Annotated in this window: 21 protein-coding genes and 1 pseudogene; 16 read left to right on the plus strand and 6 right to left on the minus strand. The window is 71.8% G+C overall.

Annotation, left to right across the window (positions count from 1 at the left end):
* The first annotated feature begins 102 nt into the window (after positions 1-102).
* From IEZ05_RS24080 to IEZ05_RS24100, 5 genes are read left to right on the plus strand one after another with little or no spacing between them, the layout of a single operon-like run.
* Complete coding sequence (locus IEZ05_RS24080; protein ID WP_189232314.1) at positions 103-936, plus strand: M55 family metallopeptidase; 834 nt, start codon at positions 103-105, stop codon at positions 934-936.
* A complete protein-coding gene (locus IEZ05_RS24085; RefSeq protein ID WP_189232315.1) occupies positions 929-2,248 on the plus strand; it encodes a M20/M25/M40 family metallo-hydrolase in 1,320 nt (439 codons plus the stop codon). The genes IEZ05_RS24080 and IEZ05_RS24085 overlap by 8 nt, the downstream gene beginning before the upstream one ends.
* A 42-nt stretch (positions 2,249-2,290) precedes the next feature.
* Complete coding sequence (locus tag IEZ05_RS24090) at positions 2,291-4,246, plus strand: prolyl oligopeptidase family serine peptidase (protein ID WP_373298841.1); 1,956 nt, start codon at positions 2,291-2,293, stop codon at positions 4,244-4,246.
* Positions 4,243-5,169, plus strand: a complete 927-nt coding sequence (locus tag IEZ05_RS24095; RefSeq protein WP_189232317.1) for a S66 peptidase family protein — start codon at positions 4,243-4,245, stop codon at positions 5,167-5,169. The genes IEZ05_RS24090 and IEZ05_RS24095 overlap by 4 nt, the downstream gene beginning before the upstream one ends.
* Positions 5,170-5,206: 37 nt before the next feature.
* Positions 5,207-5,758, plus strand: a complete 552-nt coding sequence (locus IEZ05_RS24100; protein WP_189232318.1) for a GNAT family N-acetyltransferase — start codon at positions 5,207-5,209, stop codon at positions 5,756-5,758.
* Here the strand turns inward: IEZ05_RS24100 and IEZ05_RS24105 are convergent.
* Positions 5,730-6,077: a DUF6204 family protein gene (locus IEZ05_RS24105; RefSeq protein ID WP_189232319.1), complete on the minus strand. Its 348-nt coding sequence runs from the start codon at positions 6,075-6,077 to the stop codon at positions 5,730-5,732. The genes IEZ05_RS24100 and IEZ05_RS24105 overlap by 29 nt on opposite strands.
* 220 nt (positions 6,078-6,297) lie before the next feature.
* On the opposite strand from IEZ05_RS24105, the pseudogene IEZ05_RS24110 reads away from it, so the two are divergent.
* Positions 6,298-6,624: pseudogene (locus tag IEZ05_RS24110) on the plus strand (DUF5107 domain-containing protein); the annotation flags it as partial.
* 38 nt (positions 6,625-6,662) lie between these two features.
* Here the strand turns inward: IEZ05_RS24110 and IEZ05_RS24115 are convergent.
* Positions 6,663-7,010 carry a VOC family protein gene (locus IEZ05_RS24115; RefSeq protein WP_189232320.1) on the minus strand — a complete coding sequence of 116 codons (348 nt, stop codon included), beginning with the start codon at positions 7,008-7,010 and terminating at the stop codon, positions 6,663-6,665.
* Between the two features lie 71 nt (positions 7,011-7,081).
* On the opposite strand from IEZ05_RS24115, the gene IEZ05_RS24120 reads away from it, so the two are divergent.
* Entirely contained in the window at positions 7,082-7,582 is a 501-nt protein-coding gene (locus tag IEZ05_RS24120) for a phage holin family protein (RefSeq protein ID WP_189232321.1), read from the plus strand.
* Positions 7,583-7,658: 76 nt separating this feature from the next.
* Here the strand turns inward: IEZ05_RS24120 and IEZ05_RS24125 are convergent, their stop codons facing one another.
* From IEZ05_RS24125 to IEZ05_RS24140, 4 genes are read right to left on the minus strand one after another with little or no spacing between them, the layout of a single operon-like run.
* Positions 7,659-8,609 carry an LLM class F420-dependent oxidoreductase gene (locus tag IEZ05_RS24125; protein ID WP_268255229.1) on the minus strand — a complete coding sequence of 317 codons (951 nt, stop codon included), beginning with the start codon at positions 8,607-8,609 and terminating at the stop codon, positions 7,659-7,661.
* Between the two features lie 15 nt (positions 8,610-8,624).
* Entirely contained in the window at positions 8,625-10,241 is a 1,617-nt protein-coding gene (locus IEZ05_RS24130) for a recombinase family protein (RefSeq protein WP_308426954.1), read from the minus strand.
* Between the two features lie 14 nt (positions 10,242-10,255).
* Positions 10,256-10,624 carry a hypothetical protein gene (locus tag IEZ05_RS24135; protein ID WP_189232324.1) on the minus strand — a complete coding sequence of 123 codons (369 nt, stop codon included), beginning with the start codon at positions 10,622-10,624 and terminating at the stop codon, positions 10,256-10,258.
* Positions 10,625-10,627: 3 nt separating this feature from the next.
* Complete coding sequence (locus IEZ05_RS24140) at positions 10,628-11,104, minus strand: helix-turn-helix domain-containing protein (RefSeq protein WP_189232325.1); 477 nt, start codon at positions 11,102-11,104, stop codon at positions 10,628-10,630.
* 243 nt (positions 11,105-11,347) lie between these two features.
* Here IEZ05_RS24140 and IEZ05_RS24145 point away from each other — a divergent pair, with 243 nt between their 5' ends.
* The 9 genes from IEZ05_RS24145 (at position 11,348) to IEZ05_RS24185 (ending at position 16,294) form a co-directional block, all read left to right on the plus strand.
* On the plus strand, positions 11,348-11,638 hold the full coding sequence (locus IEZ05_RS24145) for a helix-turn-helix domain-containing protein (protein WP_189232326.1): 291 nt from the start codon (positions 11,348-11,350) through the stop codon (positions 11,636-11,638).
* Positions 11,635-11,853 (plus strand): hypothetical protein, encoded by a 219-nt coding sequence (locus tag IEZ05_RS24150; RefSeq protein ID WP_189232327.1) that lies wholly within the window; start codon positions 11,635-11,637, stop codon positions 11,851-11,853. The genes IEZ05_RS24145 and IEZ05_RS24150 overlap by 4 nt, the downstream gene beginning before the upstream one ends.
* Positions 11,854-11,953: 100 nt before the next feature.
* The gene (locus IEZ05_RS24155) at positions 11,954-12,322 is read left to right on the plus strand and encodes a hypothetical protein (RefSeq protein WP_189232328.1); all 369 of its coding nucleotides are present in this window, start codon (positions 11,954-11,956) and stop codon (positions 12,320-12,322) included.
* Positions 12,319-12,813: a hypothetical protein gene (locus IEZ05_RS24160; RefSeq protein ID WP_229869833.1), complete on the plus strand. Its 495-nt coding sequence runs from the start codon at positions 12,319-12,321 to the stop codon at positions 12,811-12,813. The genes IEZ05_RS24155 and IEZ05_RS24160 overlap by 4 nt, the downstream gene beginning before the upstream one ends.
* 82 nt (positions 12,814-12,895) lie before the next feature.
* On the plus strand, positions 12,896-13,273 hold the full coding sequence (locus IEZ05_RS24165) for a hypothetical protein (protein WP_189232329.1): 378 nt from the start codon (positions 12,896-12,898) through the stop codon (positions 13,271-13,273).
* Positions 13,270-14,040 (plus strand): hypothetical protein, encoded by a 771-nt coding sequence (locus tag IEZ05_RS24170; protein WP_189232330.1) that lies wholly within the window; start codon positions 13,270-13,272, stop codon positions 14,038-14,040. The genes IEZ05_RS24165 and IEZ05_RS24170 overlap by 4 nt, the downstream gene beginning before the upstream one ends.
* Positions 14,037-14,390, plus strand: coding sequence for a hypothetical protein (locus tag IEZ05_RS24175; protein WP_189232491.1), 354 nt, complete (start codon positions 14,037-14,039; stop codon positions 14,388-14,390). The genes IEZ05_RS24170 and IEZ05_RS24175 overlap by 4 nt, the downstream gene beginning before the upstream one ends.
* Positions 14,387-15,214: a hypothetical protein gene (locus IEZ05_RS24180; RefSeq protein ID WP_189232331.1), complete on the plus strand. Its 828-nt coding sequence runs from the start codon at positions 14,387-14,389 to the stop codon at positions 15,212-15,214. The genes IEZ05_RS24175 and IEZ05_RS24180 overlap by 4 nt, the downstream gene beginning before the upstream one ends.
* Positions 15,215-15,232: 18 nt before the next feature.
* A complete protein-coding gene (locus tag IEZ05_RS24185) occupies positions 15,233-16,294 on the plus strand; it encodes a recombination directionality factor (protein WP_229869834.1) in 1,062 nt (353 codons plus the stop codon).
* Positions 16,295-16,300: the final 6 nt, after the last annotated feature.

The raw sequence follows: 16,300 nt of genomic DNA on the forward strand, positions 1-16,300 counted from the left end.
CACAGGCCTGGCCGAGGCGGCCCGGCAACGCGTACGGTTTCGAGGCATGAAGATCCCCGCCGCCCCACGGCAAGCCTCTGACCTGCGAATGGACCACGTTTCGTGAAAATCCTCATCAGCGCCGACATGGAGGGCGCCACCGGCGTCACCTGGCCGGCCGACGTGTTGCCGGGGACTCCGCAGTGGGAGCGGTGCCGGTCGATGTTCACCTCGGACGTGAACGCCGCCGTGCAGGGCTTCTTCGACGGCGGCGCCGACGAGGTGCTCGTCAACGAGGCGCACTGGAGCATGCGCAACCTGCTCCTGGAGCGGCTCGACGAGCGGACCGAGATGCTCACCGGGCGGCACAAGGCCCTGTCCATGGTCGAGGGTGTGCAGCACGGGGACGTGGACGGCATCGCCTTCATCGGCTACCACGCCGGCGCCGGCATGGAGGGTGTCCTCGCGCACACCTACCTCGCCAACCAGCTCACCGGCGTGTGGCTGAACGACGTACGGGCCAGTGAGGGCCTGCTCAACGCCCACGTGGTCGCCGAGTACGGGGTGCCGGTGGTGCTGGTCACCGGGGACGACGTGGCCTGCGAGGACGCGCTCGGGTACGCGCCCGAGGCGCGGAAGGTCGCGGTCAAGGACCACGTGTCGCGCTACGCGGCCGTGTGCCGCACACCCGCCAGGACCGCCGCCGACATCCGGGCCGCGGCCAAGGAGGCCGCCGCGCTCGCGGTGCGGCACGAGCCGGTGAGTGCCGGGCCGTTCACCCTCGCCCTGGAGTTCGACGCCGAGCACCTGGCGGCGGCCTCGACCGTGGTGCCCGGGGTGACGCAGGTCGGGGAGCGGAAGGTGGCGTACACCCACGACACGATGTTCGAGGCGATCCGGACGTTCAAGGCGGTCACGACGATCGTCTCGGCGGCCGTGGAGGAGCAGTATGGCTGAGCACACGGGGACCGACGCGCAGGCGCTGGACGAGGTCGTCCGGTTCACCTCCGGCCTCATCCGGATCGACACCACCAACCGGGGCGGCGGCGACTGCCGGGAGCGCCCGGCCGCCGAGTACGCCGCCGAGCGGCTCGCCGAGGCCGGGATCGAGCCCACCCTGCTGGAACGCACCAAGGGCCGGACCAACGTCGTCGCCCGGATCGAGGGCACCGACCCGTCCGCCGAGGCGCTGCTGGTGCACGGTCACCTGGACGTGGTGCCCGCCGAGGCCGCCGACTGGAGCGTGCACCCCTTCTCCGGGGAGATCCGCGACGGCGTCGTCTGGGGGCGCGGCGCGGTCGACATGAAGAACATGGACGCGATGATCCTCGCCGTCGCCCGCACCTGGGCCCGGCAGGGCGTCCGGCCCCGGCGGGACGTGGTCATCGCGTTCACCGCGGACGAGGAGGCCAGCGCCGAGGACGGCTCCGGCTTCCTCGCCGACCGGCACGCCGCCCTGTTCGAGGGCTGCACCGAGGGCGTCAGCGAGTCCGGGGCGTTCACCTTCCACGACGGCGGCGGCCGGCAGATCTACCCGATCGCCGCGGGCGAGCGCGGCACCGGCTGGCTGAAGCTCACCGCGCGCGGACGGGCCGGACACGGCTCCAAGGTGAACCGGGAGAACGCGGTCACCCGCCTCGCGGCGGCGATCACCCGCATCGGCGAGCACGAGTGGCCGCTGCGGCTGACCCCGACCGTCGCCGCCGCCCTCACCGAACTCGCCGCCCTGTACGGCATCGACACCGACCTCGACGACGTCGACGCCCTGCTGGACAAGCTCGGACCGGCCGCCAAGCTGGTCGAGGCCACCGTCCGCAACAGCAGCAACCCGACCATGCTGGACGCCGGATACAAGCTCAACGTCATCCCGGGCCAGGCCGTCGCCCACGTCGACGGGCGGTTCCTGTACGGCTGCGAGGACGAGTTCCGCGACACCCTCGACCGGCTCACCGGACCGGACGTGGACTGGGAGTTCGCCCACCGCGAGGTCGCCCTCCAGGCACCGGTGGACTCGCCGACGTTCGCGAGGATGCGGGCGGCCGTCGAGGAGTTCGCCCCCGAGGGACATGTGGTGCCGTACTGCATGTCCGGCGGCACGGACGCCAAGCAGTTCTCGCGGCTCGGCATCACCGGCTACGGGTTCGCGCCGCTGAAGCTGCCGGAGGGCTTCGACTACCAGGCCCTGTTCCACGGCGTCGACGAACGCGTTCCCGTCGAGGCGCTGCACTTCGGTGTCCGCGTCCTCGACCGGTTCCTGCGCACCGCCTAGCGCCCGCTCGACAAGGCTCTGGAGGAGAAGTTGGGGGAGTCAGTGCAGACTCTGGCGTACGGATCGTGGCCCTCGCCGATCGACGCGGCGCTCGCCGCCGCGCACGACGGGCGGCCCGAGGACGTGGGGTTCGTCGGCGACGAGGTGTGGTGGACGGCGCCCAGACCCACCGAGGGCGGCCGGCGCACCCTGGTCCGGCGGCACCCGGACGGCACCGAGGAACCGGTGCTGCCCGCGCCGTGGAATGTGCGCAGCCGCGTCATCGAGTACGGCGGCCGTCCCTGGGCCGCGCTCACGGCCCCCGACGGGCCGCTGGTGGTCTTCGTGAACTTCGCCGACCAGCGGCTGTACGCCTACGAGCCGGGCGGCGCCGGGCCGCGTCCGCTGACCCCCGTCTCCCCGGTGGGCGGCGGGCTGCGCTGGGCGGAGCCGCAGCCGCGCCCCGAACGCGGCGAGGTGTGGTGCGTGCTGGAGGAGTTCACCGGCGACGGACCGAGCGACGTGCGCCGGGTCCTGGCGGCGGTTCCGCTGGACGGATCGGCGGCCGACGACCGGGGAGCGGTACGTGAACTCACCGACGAACGGCACCGGTTCGTCACCGGGCCGCGCGTCTCGCCCGACGGGCGGCGCGCCGCCTGGCTCGCCTGGGACCATCCGCGCATGCCCTGGGACGGCACCGAGCTGATCGTCGCCGACATCGGCCCCGAGGGCACGTTCCGGGACGCCCGGACCGTCGCCGGCGGCCCCGAGGAGTCGATCGCCCAGGCCGACTGGGCCCCCGACGGCGCCCTGCTGTACGCCTCCGACCGCACCGGCTGGTGGAACCTGTACCGCGACGGGCGACCGCTGTGCACCCGCGAGGAGGAGTTCGGCGGGCCGCTGTGGAAGCTCGGGCAGCGCTGGTTCGCGCCGCTGGACAGCGGCCTGATCGCCGTCCTGCACGGCCGCGGCGCCGCCGCCCTCGGCATACTCGACCCGGAGACCGGCGAGGTCGTCGACGCGGCCGGCTCCTGGACCGAGTTCGCGGCCACCCTCGCCGCGCACGGCGAGCGGGTGGTGTCCGTCGGCGCCGGTCCGCGCAGCGGCTACGAGGTGGTGGAGCTGGACACGCGCACCGGCCGGGCCCGAGTGATCGGCGCCCCGCACGCCGACGCCGTGGACCCCGCGCACTACCCCGAACCGCGGATCCGCACCTTCACCGGCCCCGGCGGACGCGACATCCACGCGCACGTCTACCCGCCGCAGCACCCCGCCTGCGCCGCCCCCGACGGCGAACTGCCGCCGTACGTGATCTGGGCGCACGGCGGCCCCACCAGCCGGTCACCCCTGGTGCTGGACCTGGAGATCGCCTACTTCACCTCGCGCGGCATCGGTGTCGCGGAGGTCAACTACGGCGGCTCGACGGGACACGGCCGGGAGTACCGCAACCGGCTGCGCGAGCAGTGGGGCGTCGTCGACGTCGAGGACTGCGCGGCCGTCGCCCTGGCCCTCGCCGACGAGGGCACCGCGGACCGGGCACGGCTCGCCGTACGGGGCGGCAGCGCCGGCGGCTGGACGGCGGCCGCGTCGCTCGCCGCCACCGACGTCTACGCCTGCGGCACGGTCATCTACCCGATCCTCGACCTGACCGGCTGGGGCACGGGGGAGACCCACGACTTCGAGTCGCAGTACCTGGAGAGCCTGATCGGGCCCCTTGCCGAGGTGCCGGACCGATACGCCGAGCGGTCGCCCGCCGAGCACGCCGACCGCGTCACCGCGCCGTTCCTGCTGCTGCAGGGCCTGGACGACGTGATCTGCCCGCCCGTCCAGTGCGAGCGGTTCCTCGCCCGCATGGCGGGCCGCGGCGTACCGCACGCCTACATCGCCTTCGAGGGAGAGGGACACGGATTCCGCCGGGCGGAGACCATGGTGCGCGTCCTTGAGGCCGAACTCTCCCTCTACGCACAGGTCTTCGGACTGGACTCGCCCGGCGTCCCGACCCTGGAGCTGACCGAGTGAAACCCCTGACGCGTCCGTCCCGGCTCGGGCCGGGCGCCCGTGTCGCCGTCGTCGCGCCCAGCGGACCGGTGCCCGAGGAGCGGTTGCAGGCGGGCCTCGACGTGCTGCGCGGCTGGGACCTCGACCCCGTCGTGGCGCCGCACGTCCTGGACCGGCACGCCACCTTCGACTACCTCGCCGGCACCGACGCCGACCGCGCCGCCGACCTCCAGAGCGCCTGGTGCGACCCGGCCGTGGACGCCGTGCTGTGCGCCCGCGGCGGGTACGGCGTCCAGCGCATGATCGACCTGCTCGACTGGGAGGCGATGCGCGCGGCCGGACCCAAGGTGCTCGTCGGCTTCAGCGACATCACCTCGCTGCACGAGGCGTTCGCCCGCCGGCTGGGCCTGGTCACGCTGCACGGGCCGATGGCCGCGGGCATCGACTTCCTCAAGAACGCGCGGGCACAGGACCACCTGAAGGCCACCCTGTTCGCCCCGGAGACGGTCCGCGTCATCGCCTCCGACGGCGGCACACCGATGGTGCCCGGCCGCGCGCGGGGCGTCACCCTCGGCGGCTGCCTCGCCCTGCTCGCCGCCGAGCTGGGCACCCCGCACGCCCGGTCCTCCGCCCGCGGCGGGCTGCTGTGCCTGGAGGACGTGGGGGAGGAGCCGTACCGCCTCGACCGCTACCTCACCCAGCTGCTGCGCGCCGGCTGGCTCGACGGCGTCGCCGGGGTGCTGCTCGGGTCGTGGGAGCAGTGCGAGCCCGCCGAGCGGCTGCGTCCGATGCTGGCCGACCGCCTCGCCGGTCTCGGGGTGCCGGTCGTGGAGGACTTCGGTTTCGGCCACTGCGCGGGGGCGCTGACCGTGCCCTTCGGAGTGACGGCGGAACTCGACGCGGACGCGGGCACCTTGACGCTGGACGAACCGGCGCTGCGCTGACCGGGCACCCCGCCCGGGTGCGTCGTAGAGTGGCGGGATGCCGCACACCGCGTCCCGCCACCTCGCCGAGGGTCCCCGCGTGGGCATACGCCACTTCACGTACGAGGACGGTGCAGAGTTCACCGCCCGGGTCCGTGAGAGCAAGGACCTGCACCACCCGTGGCTCTTCCCGCCGGACAGCGCCCAGGCCTACGCCGCCTACGCGTCCCGGCTGATCGAGGACCCGACCAAGGCCGGATTCCTGGTGTGCGAGAAGGACGGCGGCGGCATCGCCGGATTCGTCAACATCAACAACATCGTCGGGGGCGGCTTCCTCAGCGGCGCCCTCGGCTACGGCGCCTTCGCGCACGCGGCGGGCCGCGGCCTGATGCGCGAGGGACTGGGCCTCGTCGTGCGGTACGCGTTCGGGCCGCTGCGGCTGCACCGACTGGAGATCAACGTGCAGCCGGGCAACGCCGCCTCGATCGCGCTGGCCCGCGCCTGCGGCTTCCACCTGGAGGGCTTCTCGCCGAAGATGCTCTACATCGACGGGGCCTGGCGCGACCACCAGCGCTGGGCGATCACCGTCGAGACCGCGACTTCCGGTTGATCTTCATGGTGTCCAGGTCGGTGACCGTCGACCTCAGGTCGCCGAACCCGTAGCCGAGCCCGCGCAGCACCGTCTCCGTCCGGTCCTCGGCGATCGCGCCCGCCATCTCCTCGCCGTCCGCCGCGTCCGACACCACGACGAACCGCATCGAGAAGTGCTTCAGCGGCGACGGCTCGTACGACAGCGAGCCCTCCTCGGTGAACCGCATGCTCGCCATCCCGTGGTCGGCGGCCTCGGCGAGCAGCCGGGCACGCGCCTGTTCCGTCAACCCCTCCCAGGTGCCCCGGACGATCACCCGGTAGGTGTGCTGCTCGCTCATGTGCCGCTCCTTCGTTCGTACGCCGACCGTCCGACACTAGGCCGCCACCGGCACGGCGCCCAGCGAATTGAACGTGAGCCACGTCGCGCGAACGTGACCGGCGACGCCCCTGCTCACCGCGCCGGTGAGCGGCTTCCATGGGGGATCGTGACGACGATCCGACGTGAGGTACTGACGCTGCCCGCCGCGCCGCTGGGACCGGACAACCCGCTGAGGGCACGACGGCGAACGGTGGCGGGCGGCGACCGCCGCACTCGGAGGCGAGGCGATCGAGGCGCTGCTCCAGGCCGGACGCACGGAGGACGCCCGTGCCGTGTGGGAGCGGCCGCCCGAAACGGTCCGCACCCGCGGCCGGTTCCGGCTGACCGAGGCCCAGCTGCTCCACGCCGAGGGCCGGAGCGCCGAGGCCCGGGCCGTCTACGACGAGGACTTCGAGGTCGCCGACCTGCGGGAGGGCGACGAGAGCATCGGCCGGCTCTGGGCCCGGCTCACCGACGAGCCGCTCCCGGCACGCTACGACTTCCGGATGCGGCCGGACGGAGGGTGAGCCCCCGCCCGGCCGGCGGTCACTCCGGCGCGCGGGCCCTACGCGCGCCGGTCCACGTACTCGTACACCGCCCCGTCCGGGTGACGGGCGATCAGGTTGCGGCCCGCGGGCGTGGGCACCGGACCCGCGATGACGTCCGCGCCCAGCTCGGTCAGGACCCGGTGGGCCTCCTCGACGTCCGTCACGGCGATCGTCGCCGCCACCTTGCGCAGCACCTCGAGCTGGGACTCGGGGCCGCTCATCAGCAGGAAGCAGCCGATCGCGGCGACCTGGACGCCACCGCGCTCGAAGCGCAGCGCCGGGCCGCCGGCCAGACCTTCGTAGAAGGGGATCGCCTTGTCCAGGTCGTCGACACAGATACGCAGTGTGGCTCCCAGAATGTCCATACGGACGAGCCTAGTTGGCCGCCGCCGGGCGCGGGCCCCATGGACCCGCCGCCCGCGGGTACCCGCAAGGCATGGACCGCATGGATCACTTGGAACACCTGGACAAGCAACTGGTCGACGAACTGGCGCAGGTGGCACGCGAGACCGTGCGCGACGAGCTGCGCGAGCAGACGCGGAAGCAGCGCCGCAAGGCCACGCTCTACGCCGCCTCCGGTGCCGCCGCGCTGTACGCGGGCGCGGCCCTCGCCCTCACCGTGGGCCTGGCCCTCGCCATCGGCCTGCCCGACTGGGCCGCCGCACTGATCACGGCCGCCCTCCTGGGCGTCGCGGCCTATCTGCTGCGCGGCGCCGCACGGCCGCATGCCCCGGGGCCGGGGGCCGTGCCGGGCTCCGGGCACGTCGCCGGCCACGAGCACACCGCCGGCGGCCCCACCACCGCCGCCGCCCCGCCGAACGGACTCGGCGTGCCGTACCCGCCCATGCCGCCCACCGCCCCCGCGCCGGGCGGCACCGGCACCGCCGCGCCGCGCCGGGACGACGCCGGCCCCGAGGGGCCGCACCGCAGCGCCTGACCGGACCCACGGGAACGGCCGCGCCCCCGGACGGACGGTCCGGGGGCGCGGCCGTGCGCGGTCGAGGAGCCGCGGATCAGGTGTTCTCCTGCAGCTGCGGCAGCACCTTCGTGCGGTAGAAGTCGAAGAAGCCGCGCATGTCGGGGCCGATCTGGTTGACGTAGACGCGGTCGAACCCGGCGTCGGCGAACTTCCTCAGCTCCGCCACGTGCTCGTCCACGTCCTCGCCGCACACCCGGTTCTCGCGCACCATGTCCTCGGTGACCAGCGTCTGCGCCTGTTCGAAGTGCTTCGGCGAGGGCAGCACCTGGGCCAGCTCGCCCGGCAGCTGTTCGTTGGCCCACAGCCGGTGCACGGTCCGTACCGCCGCCTCCCGGTCGGTGTCGTAGCAGACCTTCGTGCCGCCGCTGACCAGCTTGCCGCCGCCCCCGCCCTTGCGGTACTGCTCCACCATCGAGGCGTCCGGCATCATCGTGATGTAGCCGTCGCCCACCCGGGACGCCAGCTTGGTCGCCGCCGGGCCGAAGCCGGAGATGTCGATCGGGACGGGCTCGTCGGGGACGGTGTAGAGGCGGGCGTTCTCCACCGTGTAGTGCGTGCCGTGGTGGTTGACCTCCTCACCGGTCAGCAGCCGGCGCATGATGAGGATGGCCTCCTCCAGCATCTCCAGGCGCACGTGCGCGGCCGGCCACGCGTCACCGAGGATGTGCTCGTTGAGCGCCTCGCCGGTGCCGACGCCGAGCCGGAAGCGGCCCTCGGTCATTACCGCGCTGGTCGCCGCCGCCTGGGCCACCACCGCCGGGTGGATGCGCACGGTCGGGCAGGTCACCGCCGTCTCGACCGGCAGGGACACGGCCTCGGACAGCGCGCCGATCACCGACCACACGAAGGGGCTCTGTCCCTGCTCGTCGTTCCACGGGTGGTAGTGGTCCGAGATCCACAGCGCCTGGAATCCGGCCTGCTCGGCCATGCGGGCCTGCTCGATCAGCTCCGCGGGACCGTACTGCTCGCATGACCAGTACTCCAAAGCACACACGAGAGCTCAAGCGTCGCGCTTCGGGTCGGCCGGTGCCCACACCGGCACCACGACCACCCGGTCATCGGGCCACAACTCCACCCGCCGGACCAGCGTCGCCAGCATCAGCCGCTTCGAGGCGACGCTGATCGTGTCCCACTCGGCGATCAGACCGAGCACGGTCTCGCGGTGCGGAACCGGGCTCGGCACCTCGGCCGGCTGCTCGGGCCCGAGCTCGGCGAGTTCCTTCTGCTTGGCCTCAACGTCCTCGGTCAACTTGTCCCGTGTCCGCAGGTACGAGTCGCGCGGGATGTCCCCCATGCTGTAACCGGTGCTCGCCCGGTCGAGGGCGCCCTGCAGCTTCCCGATCTCTCGTTCGAGGCGCTTACGCTTCTTAGCCGTGTCCGGTTTGATCTCAGGTTTCGGCAGCACGACACGGCCGGACACGATGGCGTCGATCTCGTCGCGGACGTCGTACAGCCACTCAAGTACGCGCTCTTCGACCAGGTCGCGGTGAATCCACAGCGGCTCGTGCTTGACCAGGCCCCGCGCCCGCGGCCCGCACCGGTACGCGAACCCCTTCTTACCCCGGCTGTCGTGCGTGCGGGCCGTAGCCGCGCCGTGTGGATCTCGGCTGATGCAGATGCCGCACTTCGCGAGACTGGCGAGCGGGTACACCGGCGCGAGCGCCCGCGAGGGCGTGTTACGGCGAGCGTCGCGGCGGTCTAGGTAGTTGTCCCACTCGTCGCCCGACCAGATCGCTTCATGCTCGGCGGGCCGGTAGGCGTAGTGGTCGCGCTTCTTACACGAGCGGGGGGTCGCGCACCCGACGTCGGGCAGGTGGACGAGCAGCAGGCCGGCCGCGAATCCCGACTGCATGTACCGCCGTACGGTCTGGTCCTGCCACGGGGTGCCGCGGGTGGTGAGCACCCCTAGGTCGTTCCACCATCGGGCGATGTTGCCGTACCCGGTGCGCCCCTTGTTGTAGCGCTCGACCGCTTCATGGGCGAGCTCCGCATGCTCGGGGAGCACCTCGTACCACTCATCTTGGGTGCGCCACCCGCCCTCGCCGTCGGGAAGAACTCGCGGGTGCCACTTGTACCCGAAGCGCTTGCCTCCGGTGGCGGGTAGGCCGAGGTTGCGGCGCAGCTCGTGCGTCTCTTTCCACTGTTCGCCGGCCCGGTCCGATTCGAACGCGGCGATCTCCAGGAGCATGCCGCGGGTGAAGCGGCCGACGGCGGTCTTCGCGTCGACCTCTTCAGTAGCGCTCACGAGCTCGCCGCCGACTGACTCGATCCGCGCGAGGTTGATCGCGACGCCGTGTCTGTTGCGGCCGAACCTCGAAAACTTCCACGCCCACAGCTCACGCTCGGGCCGGCCGGGGTCCTCAACGATCTCGATCGCGCGCATCACCTTGCGCTTGAAGTCCCTACCCGTGGCGTCCGGGTCGACGATCCACTCGGCGACGTACCGGCCGCGCCGGGCGGCGGCGTCCTCGACGACGCTCTTCTGAATGTCGACGCTGATCATCTCTTCGCGCCATGTGGATACGCGGGCATATCCGATGACGGGGATTAGCCCGCTGGGAGGCACCGACGCCAGGGCGAGAGAAGAACTAATCCGTGTGCCCCGAATTGAAGACACCAAACCCCCTACTTTTATGCGCTCCCATTTCGACGCATCCGGGGGGTGTCACGGGGACGCGGAAGAGCCACGACTTCCGCATCCCCTTTTGCCTCCAAGGCAACGTCCGTCAGCATGTCGAAACGAGCGGCTTTCATTCCCATTTCTGCGATCTGCTGCCGTTCCTGCACGGCCGAGCGCGTGCACTCTGATTGGTGCGCCATGACTGCTCGTGTGGCGGTCCGGATCATGTGGTGCAGGCAGGCAGCAACTGATGTGATGAGGATCAGGACGCCGGCTCGGTAGGCCGGCGTGAGGTCGAGGACGGTTCCGTACCCGGCGAGCGCGACCCCCACAGTTGCGCAAGCCTTGGCCAGAACTTCTACTCTGCGCTGATCCTGCATTGTTCACCCCTCCGCTGCAGCACCCCCCGCCGAGCTGCCGCCATCACTTGTGTTTTGCCGTCGCATTCTTCTGACCATGGTCGCGAACCACGCTTGGTCTTCTTCAGGCACACCCGCAGCCTTAGCGACTTCCTCGGGTGTCAAGCGCTTTCGGGACGATACCGTAACTTGACTGGTTTTTGATCCGGAAGGTGAGAAATCAGCTTCCGCTGCCTTGCCACTCCTGACCAAAACTTCCGAAATGGGAATGCCCGTCCCCCGGGAAAAGGCAAGCAGCGTCTCGTATGACATCGATTCCCCGGCCAGTAGGCGCGTGACCATGCCGCCCGATAGGCCCGTGTCATCGGCGAGCTGCTTCCGTCCGCCGCGCCGGTCGAGGTCGTACCCCCGGTCGGTCAGTGTCTCGGTAAGCCACTGTCGCCATTCGGGGCGCTGCGCGAGGTCCCCGCCGGTCTCGTGATCGTCATCTCGTCTCCGCATGCGCGCAGGCTACCGCTACTGGAAGCAAGCTGAGCCCATCTTCCAGCAGCGGAAGCGCAGGTCAAGTCGTTTGCCGTACAACCTTTCGCCGTCGATGCACGTCGGTCCCAGCTTCGAACATCTGGTCGATTTCCGCAATTGGAACCTACACTCAACTTCCTTCCAGTGCTGGAACTTCCACTGACGGAAGGAACGTGCTAGCTTCCTTCCATCAACGGAACTTCCAGTGACGGAAGGAAGCCGATGGACACCATCGTGCTCAACACCAAGGCGTTCGAGGCGGTGACCAGCGCCCGAGGCCACTCCACCTACGAGCAGCAGGCCGAAGCGACCGGCATCAGCGTCGGAACCCTGCACCGGCTCCGCGCCGGCGGACCGGCCGGCCCGGCCGCGATCGCCCGCATCTGCCTGACGTACGGCGTCGCGTTCGACGACGTGTTCACGTTCGGCACGGTCGCCCCGGCGCAGTCCCGGCGCCGGCCCGCGCCCCGCCAGCGGACCAGCACCCGGGGCACGAAGGCACTCGCCGCATGAGCGCCGCCGACACGACGCTGCTGCGAGCCCGCGCCGTCCGTGCCGCCGCCGACGCACTCGTCGACGCCGTCGCCGAACGGGCCGCCCGCACCCCGCGCGAGGCAGCCGAGGCCGCCTACTACCCCGGTCACCCGCTCGGCTCGGTCGAGGCGATCGAGGCGGAGATCGTGCGCCGCCGCACCGCCGACGCCGCCCCGCACCGGGCTGCCGCGTAGCCGCACAGCAAACAGGGGCCGTCCCGCAACGGCCAAGCAGCGGAACGACCCCAGGGGCATCGCCCCACCCATCCGACCAGGACGAAAGCGAGGCGACGCCGTGAGCGTCAAGCCTATCCCTCTCCGTAAGGCGCTGATCCCGCGCACCGACCCCCTGATCGAGGCTGTCGAGGCGACCCGCGACTTCCTCGACCTGCCGACCGCCCGCGAGCCGATCGCCCGCGAGGACGGCGTGCACGTCGTCGTCGCCGGTGGTGGCGAGTTCGCGCGGTGGGTGTACGAGCTCGGCGGCACCGTGAACCGTGCCCCGGCGATCGACGGGGCGTCGCTGTGGACGCTGCGCACCGAGACGCCGCGCCGCGGTGACGGGTCGACGGTGCGGATCTACGTGCACGTCGCGCTCGTCGCCGACGAGTGGGTGCCCGAGCAGTTCCGGGCCGCGGAGCAGTCGGGCCCGGTGGCGTCATGACGAACTCTCGTATCGAGCGCGCGGCCCGCGTCATCGCGCAGGCGATCGTGCACGGCACCACCACCGACCCCGCGTACGAGGCGGCCCGGCTGCTCGACGAGCAGGGGCTGCTCGCCACCACGCCGGCCGATCCGTTCGCGGCGCCGGGCCGCAACCGCCCATCCCCGGCCGCAGTCGCCGCGCTCGCGGACTGCCGCCGCGCGAAGGGCATCGCCGACGACGCGAAGACGCTCGTCGCGGACATGCCCGGCGCCCCGGCGGTCGAGGCGGCCGGCGGAGAGGTGCAGTTCGTCGTGCACCCGCGGACGCTCGCCGACTGGAAGCAGTGGCTGCACGCCCTCAACGCCGGTGACGCCCGCGGCGACTCGACCGGGGCGGCGATGGTCGTGCGCTGCACGTACCTCGGCGTCCGGGCTCGGCTCGTCGGGTACGGCGTGCCCGCGATGTACAGCGCGCTGAACGCGGCGCGCAGGTCGGCGGTGCGGTCGTGATCTCCGAGAACTTCACCGTCGCTGCCGTGCTGCTGCTGATCGCGGCCGCGCTCGTACTCGTCTCCACTGCTGGGGGTTCCCGATGACCAACCAGGTTCCCGTCACTGGTCCGTTCCGTGTCTCCGTCGAGCCGATCCCGACGGGCGTCACGCTCGACGTCGGCGCGTTCGTGCAGCACGTCGTGCACGACGTCGTCATGGCGCTGCTGAACGACGACACGTACGCCGACCGGTTCGACGCGCTGCAGGACATGCATCCGCAGGACCCCTACCGGCCCGAGCGGGCGCTGCCGGTCGAGGAACTCGTCGCCGACCTGGTCGCGGTGGCCGGTACGAAGTTGCCGGTGTACGGGCTGCAGGCGCTCGCGCTCGCCGGGCGGATCGAGCAGCTCGCGGTGCCGGTTGTGGCCGCGCTGCAGGCCGCCGACGCTGACGACGCCGAGGGGAGCGCGGCCGCATGAGCGCCCGCGACGACATCCTTCGGCACCCTGGGATCCTCGCGACGGCCGACGCCGACGTCGTCGGGCTCCTCGACGCCTACCGCGCCGAGATTCTCGCCGAGGCCAAGATCGAGGCCGTCGGATGGCTGGTGAAGAAAGCCCGTGAGTACCGCGCCACAGGCAGCCAGCAGCATGCCTACACGGCCGATGCGATCGAGACGCTCGCATCCAAGGTTGACCGGGGCGCCGTCCGTGCCTTCCTCGGCACCGGCCACTACCGCGACGTCATGGACGAGCACCGCGCCGAGGTGCGCCGCGAGACCCTCGGCGACGACCTCAACCCGTCCCGGCTCGTCCTCGACGCGCAGGCGTACCGCCGACTCGCCGACGACGTGCTCGCCACGATGCCCGACCCCGACCGGTGGGACCTCGACGGCGACGAGGCGTGGATCCTCGCGCAGTACGTCAAGCACATCGCGGCGCAGCTCGCGCTCGCGTCCGAGTTCCGTGTGCCGCTGCCCGAGGGGCTCGGCGGGTACGGCGAGATCGTCGTACAGCGCGAGTCGACCGGGTCGGACCGCTGGGCAGTCACGGACGGCGCGTTGTGCGGGCTGCGGGCGTGGATCGACGGCGACGGATGGCGGTACGTCTCCGAAGTCGGTCGCCGCGTGGCGTTCGCGTGCAGCCTCGACGAAGCGCTCGACCTCGCCGAGGTCGTCGCGAAGATGATGCAGGAGCAGCACGACGCCGCGATCCGCGCGTACCGCGAGGGCGGTGAGTCGGCATGAGCGTCCGAACCGAGTTGCTGCGGCAGGTCGCCGAGTTCGCCGAGGACTACGCACGCGAGCACGGCACGGCCGTGACCGTGACGGAGTTCGTCGCGCACCTGCGGCGCACGGTGCACGCCGATGAGAAGAGCATCCCCGCCGGCCCCGGGCCGCGCGAGGACGTCGCCACTCACCGGCACCCGCGCCCGTGCGAGTTTCCCGAGGTGCTGCCCTGCGCATGCCCGCGCCCCGGCACCCTGCCCGAAGCGTCGTTCATCCGCGCCCGCAAGCGAGCCCGGATCGGCGACTACTTCGCAGGCGCCCGGCAGGGACACGACGACCGCCACATCTGGGCCGGTGAGAACTGGTGACAGACCCGAAATGGGCACGGGACACCGAGCGGGGTCGCTACTACCGCGACCCCGCCGGGGGCCCGGACCTGATCAGCGTGACCAACTGCCTGTCCTCGATCGCGAAACCGGCACTGCTTCCGTGGGCCGCGGGCATGGCCGCCGACCGGGTACTCGCCGAGCCGATCGCCGTCGCCCGCCGGGCCCGGACCGAGCCGGCCGCGCTGCGGAAGGAACTCGTCGCCGCGCACCGGCAGTACACCGAACGGGCGCAGGACCTCGGGACGCGCGTGCACCTGCGCGCCGTCGCCCTGGTCCTGAACACTCCGTACCCGTACGACGAAGAGGTCGAGCCGTACGCCGTCCAGTTGGCCGCGTTCTTCCGGCTGTGGCGCGTCGACTTCGAGCGCGACGTCGAGGCCGTCGAGACGACCGTGATGCACCGGAAGTACGGCTACGCCGGCACCGGCGACGTGTGGCTGTGGCTGCCGACCGGCCAGTACCGGCGGCGGCAGTTGTGGCTCATCGACTACAAGACCAGCGCGAAGAAGCCGGCCGACACGGTGTACGACGAGCAGCCGCTGCAGCTCGCCGCGCTGCGGCACGCGCCCGAGTGGCTGCTGCCCGACGACACGTCGGAACCGGCGCCGCGGGTGCACCGCACGGCGCTGCTGAACCTGCGGCCGCGGGCGCACCGGCTCATCGAAGTGCCGTCCGGCCGCGACGAGTTTCGCGCGTTCTTGGCGGCGTCCCGCACCGCTCGCTATCTGCACACCGCGCCCTCGGCGTACCCCACGGTCGTTCCGCCGTGGGCGCCGGGCGCTACCGAACGAAAGGCAGCGTGACCCATGGGATCGCGCATCATGACCATGAAGCGACAGGCGGCCGAGTTGGGCCGCATCCGCACCGGTTACAGCCGGCCGAACCCCAAGCCCGACGGCAAGCCGATCCCCGTCAAAAGCAAGACGTTCGTACTCACCTCCCACAGCCGCGACTACGTCGAGCGGGCCGCCGATCTGTACGGCGGCCGGGTCGAGCAGTGGACGCCGCAAAATCAGAGCGTCGCGCAGTGGCGTGTGATCACGGACGCGGTCGAGCTGCGGGCGATCCTGCCGGCCGGCGACCCGCTGTCGCAGTCTTACGAGTTCTGGACCGGCGGCGGCTGCGAACGGCGCTGCGACGGCGTGACCGAGCAGCTCAAGCGGCAGCCGTGCGTGTGCCTCGCGCGGTTCGGCGAGGACTGGCACGAGCGGTCCCCGAAGCAGGTGTGCCGCCCAACGTCCCGGATCGGCGTGTTCCTGCCCGACCTGCCCGACCTCGGCGTGTGGCGGCTGGAGACGCACTCGTACTACGCGGCCGACGCTATGGCGGGCGGGCTCGACACGGTGCTGCAGGCGACGGGCGGTAAGGGCCTGTTGCCGGTACGCATGTGGATCGAGCACCGGCAGATCATGCGCGAGGGCAAGCCGAAGCACTTCCCCGTCGTGATGGTCGTGCCGTCACTCCCGAAGTTGCGGCACGCGCTCACCGGTCCGATCAGCACGGCGGCCGCCCTCGACCCGGCGTCGCTGGACCGGCCGGCGATCGAGGCGGCGCCCGCCGAGCAGCCCGACTACCTCGCCGACGCCCGCGCGTGCCGCACGGCCGAGGATGTGCGGGAGGTGTGGCACCGCGCGAACCGTGCGGGGCACGTCGCCCGCGACGGTTCCGACGAGCTGTCGCAGGACCTGATGCAGATCGCGCAGGACATCGCGAACGGGGTCGACCCGCGCACGGGCGAGCTCGGCGACGACCAGGACGACGAGCCGGGCCCGGACGAAGACGGCGCCTACCCGGCCGAGGTCGTCGACGACGAACCGCCCGCGGACGCGGCCGCCGTGTCGTGGCCGCAGGCCGCGCAGCCCGGGGCGGGGGCACGCCAGTGATCCCCG

The organism is Streptomyces flaveolus (assembly GCF_014648815.1).
GTDB classification, from domain to species: Bacteria; Actinomycetota; Actinomycetes; order Streptomycetales; family Streptomycetaceae; genus Streptomyces; species Streptomyces flaveolus.

What these genes read in the sequence shown, in the direction of transcription:
- IEZ05_RS24105 (WP_189232319.1), bottom strand. Translation starts at nt 6,077, where the DNA reads ATGAGCGAGCAGCACACCTACCGGGTGATCGTCCGGGGCACCTGGGAG.
- IEZ05_RS24150 (WP_189232327.1), top strand. Translation starts at nt 11,635, where the DNA reads ATGAGCGCCGCCGACACGACGCTGCTGCGAGCCCGCGCCGTCCGTGCC.
- IEZ05_RS24170 (WP_189232330.1), top strand. Translation starts at nt 13,270, where the DNA reads ATGAGCGCCCGCGACGACATCCTTCGGCACCCTGGGATCCTCGCGACG.
- IEZ05_RS24135 (WP_189232324.1), bottom strand. Translation starts at nt 10,624, where the DNA reads ATGCAGGATCAGCGCAGAGTAGAAGTTCTGGCCAAGGCTTGCGCAACT.
- IEZ05_RS24100 (WP_189232318.1), top strand. Translation starts at nt 5,207, where the DNA reads ATGCCGCACACCGCGTCCCGCCACCTCGCCGAGGGTCCCCGCGTGGGC.
- IEZ05_RS24165 (WP_189232329.1), top strand. Translation starts at nt 12,896, where the DNA reads ATGACCAACCAGGTTCCCGTCACTGGTCCGTTCCGTGTCTCCGTCGAG.
- IEZ05_RS24115 (WP_189232320.1), bottom strand. Translation starts at nt 7,010, where the DNA reads ATGGACATTCTGGGAGCCACACTGCGTATCTGTGTCGACGACCTGGAC.
- IEZ05_RS24120 (WP_189232321.1), top strand. Translation starts at nt 7,082, where the DNA reads ATGGACCGCATGGATCACTTGGAACACCTGGACAAGCAACTGGTCGAC.
- IEZ05_RS24085 (WP_189232315.1), top strand. Translation starts at nt 929, where the DNA reads ATGGCTGAGCACACGGGGACCGACGCGCAGGCGCTGGACGAGGTCGTC.
- IEZ05_RS24140 (WP_189232325.1), bottom strand. Translation starts at nt 11,104, where the DNA reads ATGCGGAGACGAGATGACGATCACGAGACCGGCGGGGACCTCGCGCAG.
- IEZ05_RS24160 (WP_229869833.1), top strand. Translation starts at nt 12,319, where the DNA reads ATGACGAACTCTCGTATCGAGCGCGCGGCCCGCGTCATCGCGCAGGCG.
- IEZ05_RS24145 (WP_189232326.1), top strand. Translation starts at nt 11,348, where the DNA reads ATGGACACCATCGTGCTCAACACCAAGGCGTTCGAGGCGGTGACCAGC.
- IEZ05_RS24175 (WP_189232491.1), top strand. Translation starts at nt 14,037, where the DNA reads ATGAGCGTCCGAACCGAGTTGCTGCGGCAGGTCGCCGAGTTCGCCGAG.
- IEZ05_RS24185 (WP_229869834.1), top strand. Translation starts at nt 15,233, where the DNA reads ATGACCATGAAGCGACAGGCGGCCGAGTTGGGCCGCATCCGCACCGGT.